The following is a 21,887-nucleotide window of genomic DNA, read 5'->3' as shown; positions in this document are numbered from 1 at the left end:
CGGGGCGGGACGCATAGGGCGAGTTGTGCGCGGTGAATACAGGTCATCGCGCGATCAGGGATCGGGCATCAGTTTTGATGCTGGCTGATCAGGCGCTCCATGTGTGCGTCGAGGCGACGTTTGATTTCGGATTCGATGTGTGGGGCGTAGTCGTTGATGACGTCTTGCATGATTGCTTGCGCGGCGGTGCGCAGTTCGCGGTCCAGATGGACCAACAGGGCGTCGGGGGCTTTATCGGCGGCAGGCGTACTGGCAGGTGCGGGGTGGGCTGCTGGCTGGGGGACCGGTGTGTGTTCAATGACCTCGTCCAGCAAGGGGATCTGCGCACCCTGTTCACCCACCATCTCGGTCAGCAGTGGCGGTTGCAGGCCTTCGTCATCCAGCAGTTGGCGAATAGACTCAAGATCATCGAGCAGGTGTGCAGCTTTTTTCGGCGTATTTGGGGTGTCCATCGTGTGCTCAGAGTCGTTGTAACTTGTGGTCTTGCAGAGGATAGCCCTGTTCACGGTAGAAACGGAAACTCTCCCGTGCAGCCAGTCGAACGGCGGGGTCTTCGACCACAACTTCCGCCACACGGGCGAAATGCTTGAAGGATTCGGGGACTTTCACGTCCAGATTGATCAGCAGGTCTTGATGGCCGGCAGGCGCATCGGCGATGCCCATGACGATCACGCCATCAGGTTCGTCTTCGGCGTTACTGTGGGGCACAAAACTCTCGCCTTTAAAGCGCCACAGGCGTTGGTCGAGGTCTTCGCGCTGAGCGGAGTCGCTGCAGTGCAGGTAGATCCGATGCCCGAGACGCCAGGCCTTTTCAGTGAGTTTGCAGGCGAAATCCAGTCGCGCCGCCGGGTCTGCGCTGGGCAGGATATAAAAGTCGATTTTGGTTTTTTCAGAGGTCATTGCGGTTCCTGAATCGGGGCTGCGCCGCCCTTGCGCGACGCAGCCTGCGATCAACAGTGTCAAGCGTTGGCGCGATCCAGCAGGTATTGCGTCAGCAAGGGCACGGGGCGGCCGCTGGCACCTTTGTCTTTGCCGCCGCTGACCCAGGCCGTGCCTGCGATGTCCAGGTGAGCCCAGTTGTACGCCTTGGCAAAACGGGACAGGAAGCAGCCTGCGGTGATTGCACCGGCTTTCGGGCCGCCAATGTTGGCCATGTCGGCGAACGGGCTGTCCAGCTGCTCCTGGTATTCGTCGAACAGCGGCAGTGGCCATGCACGGTCATCGGCTTGCTTGCCCGCGTCCAGCAGTTGCTCGATCAGTTCATCGTTGTTGCCCATCAGGCCCGAGGTGTGTGCGCCGAGCGCTACCATGCAGGCGCCCGTCAGGGTGGCGATGTCGATCACTGCCTGCGGTTTAAAGCGCTCGGCATAGGTCAGCGCATCACACAGCACCAGGCGGCCTTCGGCGTCGGTGTTGAGGATTTCAACGGTTTGACCGCTCATGGTGGTCACGATATCGCCCGGACGGGCCGCGCCGCCGCTCGGCATGTTTTCGGCGCACGCCAGAATGCACACCAGGTTGATCGGCAGTTTCAGTTCGAGTACAGCGCGCAGGGTGCCGAAAACGCTGGCAGCGCCGCCCATGTCGTATTTCATTTCGTCCATGCCCGCGCCCGGCTTGAGGCTGATGCCGCCGGTGTCGAAGGTGATGCCTTTGCCCACCAGCACAAACGGCTTCTCGGATTTCTTGCCGCCCGCGTAGTTCATCACAATCAGGCGGGGCGGCTGGTCGCTGCCCTGGCCGACCGCGTAGAACGCACCCATGCCCAGGTCCTTGATTTTCTTCTCGTCGAGAATCTCGACCTTCAGGCCCTTAAAGGTTTTACCCAGGTTCTTGGCCTGTTCCGCCAGGAATGTCGGGTGGCAGATGTTTGGCGGCAGGTTGCCCAGATCACGGGTGAAGGACATGCCGGCTGCAATGGCCAGTGCGTGGGTCACCGCCAGTTGCACTTCGGCCTGTGCGGCCTTGATGGTCAGCAGGGTGATTTTTTTCAGTGCGCGGGGTTCGGCTTTCTGGCTTTTGAAACGGTCGAAGGAGTATTCGCCGTCTGCCAGGGTTTCTGCCAGCAAGCGGGTCTTGCCGTAGCTGTCGCGGTCCTTGACCACCAGTTCGTCGAGGGCGAAGACCGCATCGCTGCCGCCCAGGCCTTTGAGGACGTTCAGGGCGCCGCCGATGATTTTGCGGAAGGGGCGGTCGCCCAGTACTTCGTCTTTACCTGTGCCTACGAGCAGCACGCGTTCGGCCTTGATGTTAGGCAGGCTGTGCAGCAACAGGCTTTGACCGGTCTTGCCGGCGAGGTCGCCGCGTTTGAGGACTGCGCTGATCGCGCCGCCGGTGAGTTCGTCGAGGGCCTTGGCGGTCGGGCCGAGCTTGCGGCCTTCGCCGACGGCGACCACGAGCGTGGCCGTTTTCAACGTTTCTGGGCTAACGCTTTTTACAACCAGTTCCATGTCCGGGTCCCTGAATCAAATGGTCAACGTGCGCACAAACGCGTGGGTTTGAGTGCCTATGGATGAAACGCTTCACCTGTCTAAGCGGGCCTGCGTCAAGGCGGGCAGTTTGAACCCCGTCGGTCGCGGCTGACAACCCTTGCATGGTCTGCAATTGCTGCTTTGTAACCTTGGGTTAGCAAGCGCAGTGACAGGCGGGGTCATTCACAGGATAATGCGCCATCTTTTTAGTCGGCCCGGCTCATCTATGATGAATGCCTGGCCAACTGGTAATGCCGCTTGTTTGGCCGCCTTAGCCTGACGACCCTGGAGTGTCTGGTTTGATCGTCTTCCGTTATTTGTCCCGCGAAGTCCTGCTTACATTGAGCGCTGTCAGCGCTGTGCTGCTGGTCATCATCATGAGCGGGCGTTTCATCAAGTACCTGGCGCAGGCTGCTTCTGGCGCTCTGGATCCGGGTTCCCTGTTCCTGATCATGGGCTTCCGTCTGCCGGGCTTCATGCAGTTGATTCTGCCGTTGGGGCTGTTTCTCGGCATTTTGCTGGCCTATGGGCGTCTCTACCTCGAAAGCGAAATGACCGTGCTCTCGGCAACGGGCATGAGCCAGCAGCGTCTGTTGGGCATGACCATGATCCCCGCTGCCTTCGTGGCGCTGATTGTGGCCTGGCTGAGCCTGAGCCTGGCGCCGCAGGGGGCGAATCAGTTTCAGTTGCTGCTGAACAAACAAGACGCCCTGACCGAGTTCGACACGCTGGTGCCAGGCCGCTTTCAGGCATTGAGTGACGGTTCGCGCGTGACCTACACCGAAGAGCTGACCAACGACCGCACCAACCTCTCGGGCGTGTTCATCTCGCAAAAGAGCCTTGGTCAGGACGCCAAGGATCGCAGCATCTCGGTGCTGGTTGCAGAAACAGGCCATCAGGAAGTCCGTCCCGATGGCAGTCGCTGGCTGATTCTCAATAATGGCTACCGCTATGACGGTAACCCGGGTCTGGCCGACTATCGCGCGATCAAATACGACACGTATGGCGTGCTGCTGCCCAAGCCGGATGCCAGTGACGAAGTAACTGACCGCGACGCAATCCCGACCCTTGACCTGATCGGCAACCCCGAACCGCGTGCAATTGCCGAGCTGCAATGGCGTATTTCATTGCCGCTGCTGGTGTTTGTCGTGACCCTGATTGCTGTACCACTGTCACGCGTGAACCCGCGTCAGGGCCGCTTCCTCAAGCTGTTACCGGCGATTCTTCTTTATATGGCTTACCTGACCATTCTGATTTCGGCGCGCGGCGCCCTGGAAAAAGGCAAGCTGTCGCCGACACTCGGGCTGTGGTGGGTGCACCTGCTGTTCCTGGCCGTTGGCCTGTTGTTGCTGTACTGGGAGCCGCTGCGCTTGAAGCTGGCTAGTCGCCGTAGCGTGAAGGAGATGACGCGTGGGTAAGCTCGACCGCTACATTGGTAGCAGCGTCTTTTTGGCGATCCTGGCTGTGCTGGGCATTATTCTGGGGCTGGCGTCGCTGTTCGCGTTCATCGACGAGACGGGCAACATCAGTGACAGCTATACCGTCATGGATGTCTTGAGTTATGTCCTGCTGACGGCGCCTCGGCGCATGTATGAAATGTTGCCGATGGCGGCGCTGATCGGCTGCCTCATCGGGCTGGGCAGTCTGGCCAGCAACAGTGAGCTGACCATCATGCGTGCGGCGGGCGTGTCCATCGGCCGGATCGTGTGGGCCGTGATGAAACCCATGCTGGTGCTGATGGTGGCTGGCGTGCTGGTGGGTGAGTACGTGGCCCCGGCCACTGAAAGCACTGCGCAGGCTAATCGGGCGCTGGCGTTGGGCAGCGGGGATGCGCAAAGCTCCAAGCATGGCCTGTGGCACCGTCAGGGTGATGAGTTCATCCACATCAACGCCGTGCAGCCCAATGGCACGTTGTTTGGTGTGACGCGCTACCGCTTTGATGACGAACGTCACATGTTGTCGTCGAGCTTTGCCAAAAAAGCCGAGTTTGACAAAGATCATTGGCAGCTTTCGGAGGTCACGACCACGCTGTTTCATGATCGCAGCACCGAAGTGGTCAGCGCTCCGGTCGAGCGCTGGGACGTGGCGCTAAGCCCGCAATTGCTTAATACCGTGGTGATGGCGCCTGAATCGCTGTCGATCAGTGGTCTGTGGAGTTATATCCATTACCTGAAAGATCAGGGCTTGAACAACGGCCGTTACTGGCTGGCATTTTGGGTCAAAGTGTTGCAACCGCTGGTCACCGCAGCCCTGGTGTTGATGGCGATTTCCTTCATTTTTGGACCGTTGCGCTCGGTTACCCTCGGGCAGCGTGTGTTTACCGGTGTGCTGGTGGGCTTCACGTTCAAGATCGCGCAAGACCTGCTGGGGCCGTCCAGCCTGGTGTTTGGCTTCTCCCCGCTGTTTGCGGTGATTTTGCCAGCCCTCATTTGCGCGCTGGCGGGCGTCTGGTTGTTGCGACGGGCGGGTTGATCGACCTGTAAAGCTCGAACCAAAAGCCTCTGTCCCGCGACAGGGGCTTTTTTGTGGGGGAGCATTGGCCTGTAAACGTGACGCTCGTCGCGATCACAGGTACAATTCCCGGCTATTTTTCGGCGGGCAGTCTGCCTGCGACTTTTTTTGAGTGTTGACCCGTGAGTGATTTGAGTCATATCCGCAATTTCTCCATCATCGCCCACATTGACCATGGCAAGTCGACGCTGGCCGATCGTTTCATTCAGATGTGCGGCGGCCTGACTGCCCGTGAAATGGAAGCCCAGGTGCTGGACTCCATGGACCTCGAGCGTGAGCGCGGGATCACCATCAAGGCCCACAGCGTTACTCTGTATTACAAGGCAAAAGACGGTAATACCTATCAGTTGAACTTCATTGACACCCCCGGCCACGTTGACTTCACCTATGAAGTCAGCCGTTCGCTGGCGGCATGTGAAGGTGCCTTGCTGGTGGTCGATGCGGGGCAGGGCGTAGAGGCCCAGTCCGTTGCCAACTGTTACACCGCCATCGAGCAGGGCCTTGAGGTCATGCCGGTACTGAACAAGATCGACCTGCCGCAAGCCGATCCTGATCGGGTTAAGGAAGAAATCGAGAAAATCATCGGTATCGATGCGACTGATGCCGTGACGTGCAGTGCCAAGACCGGCCTGGGCGTCGATGAAGTGCTTGAGCGTCTGGTACACACCATTCCTGCGCCGACCGGCAACATCGAAGATCCGCTGCAAGCGTTGATCATCGACTCCTGGTTCGACAACTACCTGGGCGTTGTGTCCCTGGTTCGCGTGCGCCATGGCCGCGTGAAAAAGGGCGACAAGATTCTGGTCAAGTCCACCGGCAAGATCCACCTGGTGGACAGCGTCGGTGTATTCAACCCGAAACACACGGCGACAGCCGACCTCAAAGCCGGTGAAGTGGGCTTCATCATCGCGGGTATCAAGGACATTCACGGTGCCCCAGTGGGCGACACCCTGACCTTGAGTTCCACCCCGGATGTAGACGTTCTGCCAGGTTTCAAGCGCATTCAGCCGCAGGTGTACGCCGGTCTGTTCCCGGTCAGCTCCGACGACTTCGAAGACTTCCGTGATGCGCTGCAAAAGCTCACGCTTAACGACTCGTCGCTACAATACACCCCTGAAAGCTCCGACGCCTTGGGCTTCGGCTTCCGTTGTGGCTTCCTCGGCATGCTGCACATGGAGATCATTCAGGAGCGCCTGGAGCGCGAGTACGACCTGGACCTGATCACCACCGCGCCCACAGTTATTTTCGAGTTGCTGCTCAAGACCGGTGAAACGATTTACGTCGACAACCCGTCCAAGCTCCCTGACCTGTCCATGATTGAAGACATGCGCGAGCCTATCGTGCGTGCCAACATTCTTGTGCCTCAAGAGCACCTGGGCAACGTCATTACCCTGTGCATTGAGAAGCGTGGCGTTCAACACGACATGCTGTTCCTGGGTACACAGGTACAAGTGACCTACGATTTGCCGATGAACGAAGTGGTTCTGGACTTCTTCGACCGTCTCAAATCCACCAGTCGCGGCTATGCTTCGCTCGATTACCACTTTGACCGTTACCAGTCTGCCAACCTGGTGAAGCTCGACGTGCTGATCAACGGTGAGAAGGTCGATGCGCTGGCCTTGATCGTTCACCGTGACAACGCTCACTACAAAGGGCGTGCACTGACCGAAAAAATGAAAGAACTGATTCCGCGTCAGATGTTCGATGTTGCAATCCAGGCCGCTATTGGCGGACAGATTGTGGCGCGAACCACTGTCAAGGCACTCAGAAAGAACGTACTGGCCAAATGCTACGGTGGTGACGTTAGCCGTAAGCGCAAGCTGTTGGAAAAGCAAAAGGCCGGTAAAAAACGCATGAAGCAAGTGGGTAACGTGGAAATTCCACAAGAAGCCTTCCTTGCAGTGCTCAGGTTGGATAGTTAGGTCCTATGTCACTAAATTTCCCGCTGTTGCTGGTCATTGCTGTAGCCGTCTGCGGTTTGCTGGCGCTGCTCGATCTGGTCTTCCTGGCCCCGCGCCGGCGCAAGGCCATTGCCAACTATCAGGCCAGCGTCAAGCCGGCCGATATGCAGGTCATCGAGAAGCTCAACAAGGAACCGCTGCTGGTCGAATACGGCAAGTCGTTTTTCCCGGTGTTGTTCATCGTGCTGGTGCTGCGTTCGTTTCTGGTTGAGCCGTTCCAGATCCCGTCCGGTTCCATGAAACCAACGCTGGATGTGGGCGACTTCATTTTGGTGAACAAGTTTTCTTACGGGATCCGCTTGCCGGTGATCGACAAGAAAATCATCGAGGTGGGTGATCCGAAGCGTGGCGATGTCATGGTCTTTCGCTACCCGAGCGATCCGACAGTCAACTACATCAAACGTGTAGTGGGCCTGCCGGGCGACAAGATCCGTTATACCAGTGACAAAAAGCTGTACGTCAACGATCAGCTGGTTGCCGAGCAACTGGTGGGTGCTGAGCCCAATACACTGGGCAGCGCACAATTGTACAAAGAGAAGCTGGGCGAAGTGGAGCACATGATCCGCAAGGAAATGAGCCGCTACCGCACACCGCCCGATCATGAATGGACGGTTCCGGCCGGGCATTACTTCATGATGGGCGACAACCGCGACAATTCGAACGACAGCCGTTACTGGGATGATCCGAACATTCCCAAGGACGAGTTGGGCATGGTCCCCGACAAAAATATCGTCGGTAAGGCTTTCGCTGTTTGGATGAGCTGGCCCGAACCGAAAACGAGCCACTTGCCGAACTTCTCGCGAGTGGGTCTGATCAAGTAGCCAAGACGGCGCTGTTATTAACAGCGCCGAATGCTTTTCAGGTGTCCGAATAAATCGGCCGTCTGACGGTTCTTACAACCGCCGTGCAGCGTCAGGCAGGGCGGCAACAGTATTCAGGATGTGGATTTGAACAAAGCGTTAAGTGTGACGGCGGCGAACAGCCTGTTCCCCGTCCATTTGCTATGCGATAAACGAGCATCACTGATCCCTAATATCGGTCCGGTGGTGACATTCGGCCACGAACTCAGCGTGGGTAAATCGTGAGTTTTTCATTAAGTCGTTTAGAGCAGCAGCTCGGTTACACCTTCAAGGACCAGGAACTGATGGTTCTGGCCCTCACACACCGCAGCTTCGCGGGGCGCAATAACGAGCGTCTTGAGTTTCTCGGTGATGCCATCCTCAATTTTGTAGCCGGTGAAGCGCTGTTTGATCGCTTCCCGCTGGCGCGCGAAGGCCAGCTGTCGCGTTTACGTGCGCGTCTGGTCAAAGGCGAAACCCTCGCCGTACTGGCCCGTGGCTTTGAGTTGGGCGAGTACCTGCGTCTGGGCTCGGGTGAGCTGAAAAGCGGCGGGTTCCGCCGCGAGTCGATTCTGGCTGATGCCCTTGAAGCACTGATCGGCGCCATCTACCTGGATGCAGGCATGGAAGTGGCCCGTGACCGCGTACTGGCCTGGCTGGCCAGCGAGTTCGAGACGTTGACCCTGGTCGACACCAACAAAGACCCGAAAACCCGACTGCAAGAGTTCCTGCAGTCGCGTGCCTGTGAGCTGCCGCGTTATGAAGTGGTGGATATCCAGGGCGAACCGCATTGCCGCACTTTCTTTGTAGAGTGCGAAATTGCCTTATTGAATGAAAAAAGCCGGGGTCAGGGTGTGAGCCGTCGCATTGCCGAACAGGTAGCGGCCGCTGCAGCACTGATTGCCCTTGGCGTGGAGAATGGCCATGACTGATTCAACTGCAACACGCTGTGGCTATGTCGCCATTGTTGGCCGACCAAACGTGGGTAAATCCACGCTGCTGAACCATATCCTCGGCCAAAAGCTGGCGATCACTTCGCGCAAGCCGCAAACCACCCGACACAACATGCTCGGCATTAAAACCGAAGGCAATGTGCAAGCGGTCTACGTGGACACGCCGGGGATGCACAAGGGTGGCGAGAAAGCCCTGAACCGCTACATGAACAAAACCGCTTCGGCAGCGTTGAAAGACGTCGACGTGGTGATCTTTGTCGTGGACCGCACCAAGTGGACCGATGAAGACCAGATGGTGCTGGAGCGCGTGCAGTACGTGACGGGCCCGTTGATCGTGGCGTTGAACAAGACCGATCGCATCGAGGACAAGGCCGAGATGATGCCGCACCTGAGCTGGTTGCAGGAGCAACTGCCAAACGCGCAAATCATCCCGATCTCCGCCCAGCATGGCCACAACCTTGACGCGCTTGAGCGTGTGATTGCCGACCATCTGCCGGAAAACGAACATTTCTTCCCCGAAGATCAGATCACCGACCGCAGCAGCCGCTTCCTGGCTGCCGAGCTGGTGCGTGAAAAGATCATGCGTCAGATGGGGGCAGAGCTGCCGTACCAGATCACCGTTGAGATCGAAGAATTCAAGCAGCAAGGTAAAACCTTGCATATTCATGCCTTGATTCTGGTGGAGCGTGACGGCCAGAAGAAAATCATCATTGGCGACAAGGGCGAACGCATCAAGCGTATCGGTACTGAGGCGCGCAAGGACATGGAGCTGCTGTTCGACTCCAAAATCATGCTTAACCTGTGGGTGAAAGTGAAGGGTGGTTGGTCCGATGACGAGCGCGCCCTGCGTTCGTTGGGCTACGGCGACCTGTAACGGCAGCTTTTCATTCCCCCCTTTCCTGCAGGAGCGGGGGGAGCAGCAGTGCTGCGCAGATGTGCTTTTACTTCCAGTCCCTCTTCCCAAAGGGGCAAGGTGAGGGCGCTTTTCGTTTTCACAGAGGCGTGCCTGCCATGTCCAGTTCCCCCCCCGCCGCACAGCTTGCCTACGTCCTGCACAGTCGACCCTACCGTGAAACCAGCGCGCTGGTGGATTTCATCACGCCGCAAGGTCGTTTGCGGGCAGTGCTGCGCAGTGCACGGGGTAAGGCCGGTTCTCTGGCGCGACCTTTTGTCCCTTTGGAAATCGAATTTCGCGGGCGCGGCGAGCTGAAAAATGTCGGGCGCATGGAGAGCGCCGGGGTCTCCACCTGGCTCAATGGCGAAGCGCTGTTCAGCGGTCTTTACCTTAATGAGCTGTTGGTGCGCTTGCTGCCGGCTGAAGATCCGCACCCTGCGGTCTTTGATCACTATGCAGCGACCCTGCTGGCATTGGCTGAAGGTCGACCGCTGGAACCCTTGCTGCGGGCCTTCGAATGGCGCTTGCTGGATGATTTGGGCTACGGCTTTTCGCTTTCACAGGACATTCATGGCGCGCCGATAGCCAGCGACGGCATGTACCGTTTGCAGGTCGATGCCGGGCTGGAGCGTATTTACCTGGTGCAGCCGGGGTTGTTTCACGGCGCTGAGTTGCAGGCCATGGCGCAGGCTGACTGGACCACGGCGGGTGCATTGTCGGCGGCCAAACGTTTGATGCGCCAGGCGTTGGCCGTTCATTTGGCGGGCAAGCCGCTGGCCAGCCGTGAGTTGTTTCGCAAGCCCTGAATAGACCGGTATGCTGTGCGTCGAATCTTCAACTCTTCAGGAGAGCCCTCGTGACCCAAAGCAATCGCATCCTTCTCGGCGTGAATATCGACCACGTAGCCACGCTGCGTCAGGCTCGGGGCACGCGTTACCCTGATCCGGTCAAGGCCGCGCTGGACGCTGAAGAAGCGGGCGCCGATGGCATCACCGTGCACCTGCGTGAGGACCGTCGTCACATTCAAGAGCGTGACGTGTTATTGCTCAAGGATGTGCTGCAAACCCGCATGAATTTCGAGATGGGCGTGACCGAAGAAATGATGGCGTTTGCCGAGCGCATTCGTCCGGCGCACATCTGTCTGGTGCCTGAAACCCGTCAGGAACTGACCACTGAGGGTGGGCTGGACGTGGCGGGGCAGGAAGCCCGGATCAAATCTGCGGTTGAGCGCCTGAGTCGGATTGGCTGTGAGGTGTCACTGTTTATCGATGCCGATGAGCGTCAGATCGAGGCGTCGAGACGCGTCGGTGCACCGGCGATTGAATTGCACACCGGTCGTTATGCCGATGCGCAAACCCCCACCGACGTGGCGCAAGAACTGCAGCGGGTAGCGCAAGGTGTGGCCTGTGGCCTGGCTCAAGGGCTGATCGTCAACGCCGGTCACGGTTTGCATTACCACAACGTTGAGGCCGTGGCCGCAATCAAAGGCATCAATGAGCTGAACATCGGTCATGCGTTGGTGGCACATGCTTTGTTCGTAGGCTTCAAGTCAGCCGTCTCGGAAATGAAAGCGTTGATCGTGGCCGCCGCCAGGCACTGAGAGCGTGAGCGTTTTCAAGTAAGGTAGTGTGCGCAATGCGTGCAGGCTCGATCGCTGGGTAAGCGATCGAAGCCTCGAATTGCGACAGCGATGAAGAATCGCAGTTACAACTGGGGTTCTTCTTTTGGCTTGGTTTTATCAATGCCGGGAATGTGCAGTTTGCTGTCGGCTGCCTGGTCGCCTTCAAGCTGTGGCTGCGTGGCCCATGTCAGGATGTCGTAGTAACGACGGATGTTGGCCACAAAGTGCACCGGTTCGCCGCCGCGGGCGTAGCCATAGCGGGTTTTGCTGTACCACTGCTTCTGCGCAAGGCGAGGCAGCATTTTTTTAACGTCCAGCCACTTGTTCGGATTCAAGCCTTCTTTCTTGGCCAGCTTGCGTGCGTCTTCGAGGTGCCCACCGCCCACGTTGTAGGCTGCCAGGGCAAACCAGGTGCGATCCGGCTCCTGGATGTCATCGTCCAGCTCGCTTTTGATCAGTGCCAGGTACTTGGCGCCGCCCTGAATGCTTTGTTTTGCATCCAGTCGATTGGCTACACCCATGGCCTGTGCGGTGTTCTGCGTCAACATCATCAGCCCCCGAACACCGGTTTTTGAGGTCACAGTCGGTTGCCAGAGGGATTCCTGATAGCCCATCGCTGCCAGTAGACGCCAGTCGATGCCTTCTTTCTTGGCAGCGTCCTTGAAAAACTTCTCATACTTGGGCAGTCGCTGCTGCAAGTGCTGGGCGAAGGTGTAGGCACCGACATAGCCCAGTACGTCCACATGGCCGTAATATCGGTCCTTGAGGCGTTGCAGCGTGCCGTTCTTTTCGACTTTGTCGAGGTAAGCATTGATCTCGTTCAGCAGGCTGTTGTCTTCGCCAGCCATCACTGCCCAGCGCTGGCTGCGGGCGTCACCCAGATCAAACGCGACGCGTACGTTGGGGAAGTACACCTGGTTCATGGCCACTTCGTTGGAGTCCACCAGGGTCAGGTCGATTTGCCCCTCATCGACCATGCGCAAAAGGTCGACCACTTCCACGGCGTCGGATTCGTCGTACTCAATGCCGGGGTATTGTTTCTTCAGTTCGGCGAGCTGTTCTGCGTGAGAGCTGCCTTTAAGGACGGTAATGCGTTTGCCCACCAGATCAGCAGCAGACGTCGGGCGCGACTGCCCGTTGCGGTAGATGATCTGTGGCGTCACTTCGAGGTAGGGGTGGGAAAACTTGGCTTGTTTGAGGCGATTCTCGCTGCTGACCAGTCCGGCAGCAGCCAGCACAGGGCCGTCAGGCTGGCCCAACTGGTTAAACATGTCGTCCAGATTGTCGGCGGTCTCGATTTTGAGTTCGACACCCAAGTCGTCGGCAAAGCGTTTGACCAACTCGTATTCAAAGCCGGTTTCGCCATTGCGGTCTTCAAAATAAGTGGCCGGGCTGTTACGAGTAATCACCCGCAGTACCCCGTCCTCCTTTACACGCTCAAGAGTGCTGGGTTTTTCAACGCAGGCACCGAGCATCAGGAAGAGTCCGGTTGCGAAGAGCCATTTGGCGCAGCGCGGGCGGATTGCTGATAAAGAAAACATGCGCGCAGTATACGCAAAGCAGGGCGGGTGCCATATCTCGACAATATGTAGCCATTCTGATAACAACTTCCAAAACCGCCCAAACCCTTGTGAAATGGGGCTTTGCAGGCCGTTCAAAGAGCTAAATCGACCAGCCGTCAGCGCGCTGATAGCCACAAAGAATAAGGCCCTGATCGATTAACGACGTTTGGCGTGCGCTTGGTGTGCCGTTTCGGGTGCCGAGGCCAACGGTTTACGTTAGAATGCCGGGCCTCAAAGCACACCCCTCCCGAGGCTGTCCCGAAGATGTTGATCCTGCGCGGCGCTCCTGCCCTTTCTGCCTTTCGCCACAACAAACTTCTCGCACAACTGAGCCAAAAGGTTCCAGCTGTCAGCGGTTTGTACGCTGAATTCGCCCACTTCGCCGATGTTAAAGGCGAATTGACCAGCGACGAGCAACTGGTACTGGCTCGTCTCCTCAAGTACGGTCCAAGTGTGCCGGTTCAAGAGCCGAGTGGCCGACTGTTCCTGGTGTTGCCGCGGTTTGGCACCATCTCGCCCTGGTCGAGCAAGGCCAGCGATATTGCCCGTAACTGTGGCCTGGCCAAGATCCAGCGCCTGGAGCGCGGCATTGCCTTCTATGTAGCCGGTCAATTGAGCGACGCCGACGCGCAGCTGATTGCCGATGCATTGCACGACCGCATGACGCAAATCGTGCTGGGCAACCTGGAGCAGGCTGCCGGTCTGTTCAGTCATGCCGAACCCAAGCCGCTGACAGCGATTGACGTGCTGGGTGGCGGGCGTGCTGCGCTGGAGAAGGCCAACGTCGAGTTGGGCCTGGCACTGGCAGAAGACGAAATTGATTACTTGGTCAATGCGTTCAACGGTCTGGGCCGCAACCCGCATGACATCGAACTGATGATGTTTGCCCAAGCCAACTCCGAGCATTGCCGCCACAAGATTTTCAACGCCAGTTGGGACATCGACGGCCAAAGTCAGGAAAAAAGCCTGTTTGGCATGATCAAAAACACCTACGTGATGCACAGCGAAGGTGTGCTGTCAGCTTATAAAGACAACGCGTCGGTGATTGTCGGTAGCGTGGCCGGGCGCTTCTTCCCGAACCCTGACACCCGTCAGTACGGTGCGGTGCAGGAGCCGGTGCACATCTTGATGAAAGTCGAGACGCACAACCACCCAACAGCCATTGCCCCGTTCCCGGGTGCAGCCACCGGTTCCGGCGGCGAGATTCGCGATGAAGGCGCTACCGGCCGTGGCGCCAAGCCAAAGGCCGGCCTCACCGGGTTTACCGTATCCAACCTGCAAATCCCTGGCTTTGAACAGCCGTGGGAAGTGCCGTACGGCAAGCCGGAGCGCATCGTCAACGCGCTGGACATCATGATCGAAGGCCCGCTGGGCGGCGCTGCGTTCAACAACGAATTCGGCCGTCCTGCGCTGACCGGCTACTTCCGTACATTTGAGCAATCGATCAGCACGCCCCACGGCGACGAAGTGCGCGGTTATCACAAACCGATCATGCTCGCGGGCGGCATGGGCAACATCCGCGCCGAACACGTTCAAAAAGGCGAAATCACTGTCGGCTCCAAGCTGATCGTGCTGGGCGGTCCGGCCATGCTGATTGGCCTGGGTGGCGGTGCCGCCTCTTCCATGGCCACGGGCGCAAGCTCGGCTGACCTGGACTTCGCTTCGGTACAGCGCGAAAACCCGGAAATGGAACGCCGCTGTCAGGAAGTCATCGACCGTTGCTGGCAGTTGGGTGACAAGAACCCGATCAGTTTCATCCATGACGTGGGCGCGGGCGGTCTGTCCAACGCGTTCCCGGAGCTGGTGAACGACGGCGACCGCGGTGGCCGTTTCGAACTGCGCAACATTCCGAACGACGAGCCGGGCATGGCCCCGCACGAAATCTGGAGCAACGAGTCACAGGAACGTTACGTGCTGGCGGTGGGCGTTGAGGACTTCGAACGCTTCCAGGCCATTTGCGAGCGCGAGCGTTGCCCGTTTGCCGTTGTTGGTGAAGCCACGGCCGAGCCGCAACTGACTGTGACCGACAGCCACTTCGGCAACAACCCGGTGGACATGCCGCTTGAAGTACTGCTGGGCAAAGCGCCCCGCATGCACCGTTCGGCAGTGCGCGAGCAGGAGCTGGGCGATGATTTCGACCCGGCTACACTGAGCATCGGCGAGTGCGTCGAGCGCGTTCTGCATCACCCGGCGGTAGCCAGCAAGAGCTTCCTGATCACCATTGGCGACCGCACCATTACCGGTCTGGTGGCTCGCGATCAAATGGTTGGCCCATGGCAAGTGCCGGTGGCTGACGTGGCCGTCACCGCCACCAGTTTTGACGTCTACACCGGCGAAGCCATGGCCATGGGCGAGCGCACACCGCTTGCACTGCTGGATGCGCCGGCTTCGGGCCGCATGGCCATCGGCGAGACCCTGACCAACATCGCAGCGTCGCGAATTGGCAAGCTGTCCGACATCAAAATGTCGGCCAACTGGATGTCTGCCGCCGGCCACCCGGGTGAAGACGCCCGTCTGTTCGACACCGTTAAGGCTGTCGGGATGGAATTGTGCCCTGAGCTGGGCATTACCATTCCGGTCGGCAAAGACTCCATGTCGATGCAAACCCGCTGGAACGAAGACGGTACCGAGAAAAGCGTCACCTCGCCGCTGTCGCTGGTTGTTACCGGATTTGCCCCAGTGGTGGATATCCGCCAGACGCTGACCCCCGAATTGCGCATGGACAAAGGCCTGACGGATTTGATCCTGATCGACCTGGGCCGTGGCCAGAACCGCATGGGCGCGTCCATCCTGGCGCAAACCTACGGCAAGCTGGGCAAGCAGGCGCCAGATGTCGACGACGCCGAAGACCTCAAAGCCTTCTTTGCCGTGATTCAGGGCCTCAATGCCGACGGCCATTTGCTGGCTTACCACGACCGTTCCGACGGCGGCCTGATGACCAGCGTGCTGGAAATGGCGTTTGCCGGTCATTGTGGCTTGAGCCTGACCCTCGATTGCCTGACGCAAAACGTCAGTGAAATCCCGGCCATCCTGTTCAACGAAGAGCTGGGCGCAGTGATTCAGGTGCGTCAGGATGCGACGGCCGAAGTACTGGCTCAGTTCAGCGTTGCTGGCCTGGGTGAATGCGTGGCCGTGATCGGCCAGCCGCTGAACAACAGCGAAGTCACCATCAGCCTCAAGGGCGAAACTGTTTTCGAAGGCCAGCGTGGTGCTTTGCAACGTCAGTGGGCAGAAACCAGCTACCAGATCCAGCGCCTGCGTGATAACGCCGAGTGCGCCGATCAGGAATTCGACGTGCTGCTGGAAGAAGACAACCCGGGCCTGACGGTCAAGCTCGGCTTTGACGTCAACCACAACATCAGCGCGCCTTACATCAAGAAAGGCATTCGCCCGCAAGTGGCGGTTCTGCGTGAACAGGGCGTCAACGGTCAGGTTGAAATGGCGGCAGCGTTTGACCGGGCCGGTTTCAACGCCATTGACGTGCACATGAGCGACATTCTGGCTGGTCGTGTCGACCTGAACGAATTCAAAGGCATGGTGGCCTGCGGTGGCTTCTCTTACGGCGACGTGCTGGGTGCCGGTGAAGGCTGGGCCAAGTCCGCGCTGTTCAACACCCGTGCGCGGGATGCGTTCCAGAGCTTCTTCGAGCGCTCCGACAGCTTCTCGCTGGGTGTGTGCAACGGTTGCCAGATGATGTCCAACCTCAGTGAGCTGATTCCGGGCAGCGAGTTGTGGCCGCACTTTGTGCGTAACCGCTCCGAGCAGTTCGAAGCCCGTGTAGCCATGGTGCAGGTGCAGGAGTCGAACTCGATCTTCCTGCAAGGCATGGCCGGGTCGCGCATGCCAATCGCCATTGCGCACGGCGAAGGTCATGCTGAATTCGCCAGTGAAGAAGCCATGTTGCAAGCGGACCTGTCCGGCGCAGTAGCGCTGCGTTTCGTCGATAACCACGGCAAAGTCACTGAAAGCTACCCGGCCAACCCGAACGGTTCGCCGCGCGGGATTACCGGTCTGACCAGCCGTGACGGTCGCGTGACCATCATGATGCCGCACCCGGAGCGTGTTTTCCGTGCCGTGCAAAACTCGTGGCGTCCTGAAGAGTGGAACGAAGATGCGCCATGGTTGCGCATGTTCCGTAACGCTCGCGTCTGGGTGGATTAAGCGCGATGTACAAGCTCAGCTTTTTCGTGCCTCCCAGCCACATAGATGGGGTCAAGGATGCCGTATTCGCTGCCGGTGGCGGCCGTATCGGCAACTACGACCACTGTGCCTGGCAGACCCTGGGCCAAGGCCAGTTTCGCGCGCTGGACGGCAGTCAGCCGTTCATCGGGCAAACCGGCACGGTTGAATATGTTGGGGAATGGAAAGTTGAGCTGGTGGTTGCCGATGAGCTGATCCAGGCAGTGGTGGCTGCGCTCAAGCTCAGCCACCCGTACGAAACGCCTGCTTATGAGGTGTGGCGGCTGGCTGATTTTTAGTCGGGAACTGCAATAAAAAACCCGCTGAACCGGTAACGGTCAGCGGGTTTTTTTATGGCGCGAGAGGGGTTACGGGCGAATTTCGACCATCGTGCCGTCTTTGGTCAGGTTCCACACCTCACGCATTTCATAGTTCTTCATGGCGATGCAGCCGTCAGTCCAATCCAGCGTATGAAACAGGTTTTCCGGGTTTTCTTCGGTGTCCGGTGTGCCGTGAATCATGATCATTGAACCCGGGCTCACACCTTCACGGCGGGCCTGTGCGGCATCGCTGATGTTGGGATAAGAGATGTGCATGGCGAGGTTGAATTTCTCACTTTTCTTGCGCCAGTCGACCCAGTAAAGGCCTTCCGGAGTGCGCTTGTCGCCTTCGCGGGTTTTTGGCCCCTTGGGTTGCTTGCCCAATGAGATGCGGTATGTCCTGATGGGTTTGCCGTTGCTGATCAACTGCAACTGACGGGCCGACTTGAGCACGAGGATTTTTTCCACCGGCTGACCGGCGCGGGCGGGCTGCGACGAAAGATGCGGCTGGATCACTTCATTTTTATCGACGGGCTTGCCGTTGATGGTGACGACAACGGCGGCTTGGCACGTAACAGCAAATGACAGACAGAGTGCGGTAAACAACCAACGCATGGAGCGGTATCCCTAGAGGTGCAGTGGGGTGACGAACACGTTTACTGTTGAGGTTTGACCAAGCCTGCCAAGGGCGGCACGGCTTCGCTGCGCACCGGATAGGTTTGCCCCGGCCGGTCAGCGAAAAAGCATTCTAAGGTACGGCTGACCGTGCGAAAAGCCAGCTCTGACCAAGGGATATCGGCTTCGTCGAACAGGCGCACTTCAAGGCTCTCTTCACCGGCCGCAAAATCGCGGTTCAGCAGTTCGGCACGGTAGAAAATATGCACCTGATTGATGTGCGGTACATCGATCAAGGTATAGATGCTCAGGTTCGCGACTTCGGCACAGGCTTCTTCGCGGGTTTCACGTTGCGCGGCCTGCTCAACGGTTTCGCCGTTCTCCATGAAGCCGGCGGGCAGCGTCCAGAACCCTTTACGGGGTTCGATCGCGCGCCTGCACAGCAACACTTGGGTGCCCCACGTTGGTACGCACCCGGCAACGATGTTCGGGTTTTGGTAGTGAATGGTCTGGCAGTGGTCGCACACGTAGCGCAGGCGCGAATCACCCTGCGGGATGTGTTGGCTGACGGAATGGCCGCACTGGCTGCAAAATTTCATGCTGAGCTCTCTGGTGTGGCGCCTATCTTGGCGGTTCAGGCGGGGCTTGGGCAAGTGCCGCGTGGCGTGCTGCGACAGTGTGGGGCTTGGGTGCATTGGGTGATTTGGTGCATGATGCCCGATAAGTGACGGATCGAGATGACCTATGCTGGACGAGCTGCTTGGCCGCGTGAGCCGCTACACCCCGCGAACGCTGGTGACAGAGCGCAATTTCCCCGAGGCTGCCGTATTGCTGCCGGTGACCCGCAGTGATAAGCCTGAATTAATATTGACCCTGCGCGCCAGCGGCCTCTCAACCCATGGGGGCGAGGTGGCCTTCCCCGGTGGCCGACGTGACCCCGAAGACCCGGACCTTGTGTTTACGGCCCTGCGCGAAGCTGAAGAAGAAATCGGTCTGCCGCCGGGGCTGGTGGAAGTCATTGGCCCGCTGAGCCCATTGATTTCCCTGCACGGCATTCGAGTGACGCCCTATGTCGGGGTTGTTCCTGACTATGTCGAATACCTGGCCAACGATGCGGAAATCGCGGCTGTGTTCAGCGTTCCTCTGGACTTCTTCCGCCAGGACCCCCGTGAACACACGCACCGTATCGACTATCAAGGCCGCAGTTGGTATGTGCCGAGTTACCGCTTTGGTGTGTACAAGATCTGGGGGCTGACCGCGATCATGATCGTCGAGTTGATGAACTTGCTTTATGACGACGTGAATATCAACCTGCATACCCCGCCAGAACGTTTTATCACTTTCTAGAACCCTGCTCACAGGGTCATGCCTGCCTTGAGGACTTTGCCATGAAATACCGTTTGGGCGACGCATGCGTCGACACCCACCCTGACAGCTGGACAGCACCCAATGCCACGCTGATCGGTAACGTGCGGCTGGAAGAGGGCGCCAGCGTGTGGTTTAACGCCGTGTTACGGGGTGATAACGAACTGATCCTCATCGGTAAGGACAGCAACGTGCAGGACGGTGCCGTGATGCATACCGACATGGGCTATCCGCTGACCTTGGGCACGGGCGTGACCATCGGCCATAACGCCATGCTGCATGGCTGCACAGTCGGCGATTACAGCCTGATCGGCATCAATGCAGTGATCCTTAACGGCGCCAAAATTGGCAAACACTGCATCATTGGCGCGAACGCGCTGATCGGCGAAGGCAAGGTTATCCCAGAGGGTTCGCTGGTCATGGGGTCGCCAGGCAAAGTGGTCCGCGACCTGACTGACGAGCAAAAAGCGTTGCTGCAAGCCAGTGCCGCCCATTACGTGAAAAATGCCCAGCGTTACGCCCGCGACCTTGCAGAGCAGTCATCGTGAGTGAACAGGAGCGTCCGGTAGCGTCCCCCTGCGTGAGCATTTGCGCGCTGGACGACAATGACGTGTGCACCGGATGCCAGCGTACCGTGGCTGAAATCACCCGCTGGAGCCGCATGACCAACGCTGAGCGCCGCGACGTGCTGGTGTTGTGCCATGAGCGGGCCGCGTCCAGTGGCGTGATGTGGATGATGAACGGCCCGGTTTGACCTGTGTGGTCGCTGCGCCAGCGACTACAAATACAGGCATGACTCAAGTACCCTGTGCGCCTTGCCCAGAGGTGTCTCCCGTTACCATGCTGTATCTCATCGCGTATATCGCCAGCGTTGTGCTCATCAACTACGCGTTTTCTACGGCGCCGCATCTGGACATCATCTGGTCGGCCTGGGGCGGGCTGGTATTCATCCTGCGCGACATGGTGCAAACCCGCTTTGGTCATGGGGCCCTAGTGGCCATGCTGGCGGCGCTGGTTTTGTCCTATATCACTTCCGACCCTTCCATTGCCTTGGCCAGCGCCACTGCGTTTGCCGTGTCAGAGTGCATTGACTGGTTGGTGTTCACCGTCACTAAGCGCCCATTGCATGACCGGCTGTGGATTAGTTCAGCGCTGAGCATACCGATTGATACCTTCATTTTCTTTGGCATGATCGATGCTTTTACCCCCGGCGTGATCCTGACGGCCATGGGCTCGAAGTTTGCGGGCGTGACCTGCGTGTGGCTGGCCATGGCCTGGAGAATGCGCAAAGCAACGGCCCAATAAGGTCACGCGGCCCGGATCATGTAAAATGCCGGCCTTTCTCCCCCAGCAGGCGCTGGCCTGGCGAGCGCCTTCGATGATTTGTTTCCTTGAGGACCTGAAATGACCCGTATCGGAACTCCACTGTCGCCGACCGCGACCCGCGTATTGCTGTGCGGCTGCGGCGAGCTGGGTAAAGAAGTTGTCATCGAATTGCAGCGTTTGGGTGTCGAAGTGATTGCCGTTGATCGCTACGCGCATGCCCCCGCCATGCAAGTGGCGCACCGCAGCCACGTGATCAACATGCTCGACGGCGCCGCCTTGCGGGCCGTGATCGAAGCTGAGAAACCGCACTTCATCGTGCCGGAAATCGAAGCCATCGCTACCGCCACATTGGTCGAACTGGAGGCTGAAGGCTTTACCGTCATCCCCACAGCCCGCGCCACGTCGTTGACCATGAACCGTGAAGGCATCCGTCGTCTGGCCGCCGAAGAGCTGGACCTGCCGACCTCGCCCTATCACTTTGCAGATACATTCGAAGACTACAACCGTGCCGTGCAAGACCTCGGGTTTCCCTGTGTGGTCAAGCCGGTCATGAGTTCTTCGGGCAAAGGCCAGAGCCTGCTACGCAGCACTGATGATGTGCAAAAAGCCTGGGATTACGCGCAAGAGGGCGGCCGCGCGGGTAAAGGTCGCGTCATCATCGAAGGCTTTATCGACTTTGATTACGAAATCACCTTGCTCACTGTGCGCCACGTCGGCGGCACGACATTCTGTGCGCCGGTGGGGCATCGTCAGGAGAACGGCGACTATCAAGAGTCGTGGCAGCCGCAGGCCATGAGCCCGATTGCGCTGGCTGAATCCGAGCGCGTTGCCAAGGCCGTCACAGAGGCACTCGGCGGGCGCGGTTTGTTCGGCGTCGAGCTGTTCATCAAAGGTGATCAGGTCTGGTTCAGCGAAGTCTCGCCGCGTCCGCATGACACGGGGCTGGTCACGCTGATTTCTCAGGACTTGTCGCAGTTTGCGCTGCACGCCCGCGCCATACTGGGGCTGCCGATCCCCTTGATTCGTCAGTTCGGGCCGTCCGCGTCGGCGGTCATTCTGGTGCAAGGCCAGTCCACCCAGACGGCTTTTGCCAACCTGGGTGCCGCGCTGAGCGAGCCTGATACGGCATTGCGCCTGTTTGGCAAACCTGAAGTCAGCGGTCAGCGTCGCATGGGCGTAGCCCTGGCCCGTGACGAGTCGATTGAGGCCGCGCGTGCCAAAGCCACACGTGCCGCCCAGGCCGTGGTTGTCGAGCTGTAAACCCTTGTG

The 21,887-nt window shown here is 58.7% G+C and carries 21 protein-coding genes; 15 read left to right on the top strand and 6 right to left on the bottom strand.

Translation table 11 applies throughout. The features are described 5' to 3' along the window. Window positions 1-68 precede the first annotated feature (68 nt). Genes CJF39_RS05390 through CJF39_RS05380 form a run of 3 tightly spaced genes read right to left on the bottom strand, consistent with a single transcriptional unit; the run spans window position 69 to window position 2,450 of the window. The gene (locus CJF39_RS05390) at window positions 69-452 is read right to left on the bottom strand and encodes a DNA polymerase III subunit chi (RefSeq protein ID WP_094992501.1); all 384 of its coding nucleotides are present in this window, start codon (window positions 450-452) and stop codon (window positions 69-71) included. A gap of 7 nt (window positions 453-459) precedes the next feature. After that, entirely contained in the window at window positions 460-900 is a 441-nt protein-coding gene (locus CJF39_RS05385) for a DNA polymerase III subunit chi (RefSeq protein WP_094992500.1), read from the bottom strand. Between the two features lie 59 nt (window positions 901-959). Continuing rightward, window positions 960-2,450 (bottom strand): leucyl aminopeptidase, encoded by a 1,491-nt coding sequence (locus CJF39_RS05380; protein WP_094992499.1) that lies wholly within the window; start codon window positions 2,448-2,450, stop codon window positions 960-962. A gap of 320 nt (window positions 2,451-2,770) precedes the next feature. Here CJF39_RS05380 and lptF point away from each other — a divergent pair, with 320 nt between their 5' ends. From lptF to pdxJ, 8 genes are all read left to right on the top strand, one after another. After that, window positions 2,771-3,889: an LPS export ABC transporter permease LptF gene (gene lptF, locus CJF39_RS05375; protein WP_094992498.1), complete on the top strand. Its 1,119-nt coding sequence runs from the start codon at window positions 2,771-2,773 to the stop codon at window positions 3,887-3,889. Continuing rightward, window positions 3,882-4,943, top strand: a complete 1,062-nt coding sequence (gene lptG, locus CJF39_RS05370; RefSeq protein ID WP_094992497.1) for an LPS export ABC transporter permease LptG — start codon at window positions 3,882-3,884, stop codon at window positions 4,941-4,943. Before lptF ends, lptG begins: the two co-directional genes overlap by 8 nt. A 161-nt stretch (window positions 4,944-5,104) precedes the next feature. Continuing rightward, window positions 5,105-6,904: a translation elongation factor 4 gene (gene lepA / locus CJF39_RS05365; protein WP_094992496.1), complete on the top strand. Its 1,800-nt coding sequence runs from the start codon at window positions 5,105-5,107 to the stop codon at window positions 6,902-6,904. Between the two features lie 5 nt (window positions 6,905-6,909). Continuing rightward, window positions 6,910-7,764 (top strand): signal peptidase I, encoded by an 855-nt coding sequence (gene lepB, locus CJF39_RS05360; RefSeq protein WP_094992495.1) that lies wholly within the window; start codon window positions 6,910-6,912, stop codon window positions 7,762-7,764. 260 nt (window positions 7,765-8,024) lie between these two features. Then, a complete protein-coding gene (rnc, locus tag CJF39_RS05355) occupies window positions 8,025-8,714 on the top strand; it encodes a ribonuclease III (protein WP_047278350.1) in 690 nt (229 codons plus the stop codon). Further along, window positions 8,707-9,609, top strand: coding sequence for a GTPase Era (gene era, locus CJF39_RS05350; RefSeq protein WP_094992494.1), 903 nt, complete (start codon window positions 8,707-8,709; stop codon window positions 9,607-9,609). The genes rnc and era overlap by 8 nt, the downstream gene beginning before the upstream one ends. A 137-nt stretch (window positions 9,610-9,746) precedes the next feature. After that, complete coding sequence (gene recO, locus CJF39_RS05345; RefSeq protein WP_094992493.1) at window positions 9,747-10,436, top strand: DNA repair protein RecO; 690 nt, start codon at window positions 9,747-9,749, stop codon at window positions 10,434-10,436. A 50-nt stretch (window positions 10,437-10,486) separates the two neighbouring features. Beyond that, window positions 10,487-11,230: a pyridoxine 5'-phosphate synthase gene (gene pdxJ / locus CJF39_RS05340; RefSeq protein WP_094992492.1), complete on the top strand. Its 744-nt coding sequence runs from the start codon at window positions 10,487-10,489 to the stop codon at window positions 11,228-11,230. Between the two features lie 104 nt (window positions 11,231-11,334). Here pdxJ and mltF read toward each other — a convergent pair whose 3' ends face one another. After that, window positions 11,335-12,792 carry a membrane-bound lytic murein transglycosylase MltF gene (gene mltF / locus CJF39_RS05335; RefSeq protein WP_094992491.1) on the bottom strand — a complete coding sequence of 486 codons (1,458 nt, stop codon included), beginning with the start codon at window positions 12,790-12,792 and terminating at the stop codon, window positions 11,335-11,337. 285 nt (window positions 12,793-13,077) lie between these two features. Between mltF and purL the strand changes: the two genes are divergently transcribed. Next, window positions 13,078-16,974, top strand: coding sequence for a phosphoribosylformylglycinamidine synthase (gene purL / locus CJF39_RS05330; protein ID WP_094992490.1), 3,897 nt, complete (start codon window positions 13,078-13,080; stop codon window positions 16,972-16,974). Between the two features lie 5 nt (window positions 16,975-16,979). Further along, window positions 16,980-17,291 (top strand): Nif3-like dinuclear metal center hexameric protein, encoded by a 312-nt coding sequence (locus tag CJF39_RS05325; protein WP_094992489.1) that lies wholly within the window; start codon window positions 16,980-16,982, stop codon window positions 17,289-17,291. Window positions 17,292-17,360: 69 nt separating this feature from the next. Here CJF39_RS05325 and CJF39_RS05320 read toward each other — a convergent pair whose 3' ends face one another. Together CJF39_RS05320 and CJF39_RS05315 are read right to left on the bottom strand one after the other, a co-directional pair. Beyond that, window positions 17,361-17,927 carry a L,D-transpeptidase family protein gene (locus CJF39_RS05320; protein WP_094992488.1) on the bottom strand — a complete coding sequence of 189 codons (567 nt, stop codon included), beginning with the start codon at window positions 17,925-17,927 and terminating at the stop codon, window positions 17,361-17,363. Window positions 17,928-17,968: 41 nt separating this feature from the next. After that, a complete protein-coding gene (locus CJF39_RS05315; RefSeq protein ID WP_094992487.1) occupies window positions 17,969-18,526 on the bottom strand; it encodes an NUDIX hydrolase in 558 nt (185 codons plus the stop codon). A 145-nt stretch (window positions 18,527-18,671) separates the two neighbouring features. Here CJF39_RS05315 and CJF39_RS05310 point away from each other — a divergent pair, with 145 nt between their 5' ends. From CJF39_RS05310 to purT, 5 genes are all read left to right on the top strand, one after another. After that, complete coding sequence (locus tag CJF39_RS05310; RefSeq protein WP_094992486.1) at window positions 18,672-19,274, top strand: CoA pyrophosphatase; 603 nt, start codon at window positions 18,672-18,674, stop codon at window positions 19,272-19,274. Between the two features lie 41 nt (window positions 19,275-19,315). Then, entirely contained in the window at window positions 19,316-19,840 is a 525-nt protein-coding gene (locus tag CJF39_RS05305) for a gamma carbonic anhydrase family protein (protein WP_094992485.1), read from the top strand. Beyond that, the gene (locus CJF39_RS05300) at window positions 19,837-20,046 is read left to right on the top strand and encodes a DUF1289 domain-containing protein (RefSeq protein ID WP_094992484.1); all 210 of its coding nucleotides are present in this window, start codon (window positions 19,837-19,839) and stop codon (window positions 20,044-20,046) included. Before CJF39_RS05305 ends, CJF39_RS05300 begins: the two co-directional genes overlap by 4 nt. A gap of 86 nt (window positions 20,047-20,132) precedes the next feature. After that, entirely contained in the window at window positions 20,133-20,597 is a 465-nt protein-coding gene (locus CJF39_RS05295) for a VUT family protein (protein ID WP_094992483.1), read from the top strand. A 99-nt stretch (window positions 20,598-20,696) separates the two neighbouring features. After that, window positions 20,697-21,878 (top strand): formate-dependent phosphoribosylglycinamide formyltransferase, encoded by a 1,182-nt coding sequence (gene purT, locus CJF39_RS05290; RefSeq protein WP_094992482.1) that lies wholly within the window; start codon window positions 20,697-20,699, stop codon window positions 21,876-21,878. Window positions 21,879-21,887: the final 9 nt, after the last annotated feature.

The organism is Pseudomonas lundensis (assembly GCF_002269125.1).
Taxonomy (GTDB): Bacteria; Pseudomonadota; Gammaproteobacteria; order Pseudomonadales; family Pseudomonadaceae; genus Aquipseudomonas; species Aquipseudomonas lundensis_A.
This window is presented reverse-complemented; position numbering and strand designations above follow the sequence as displayed.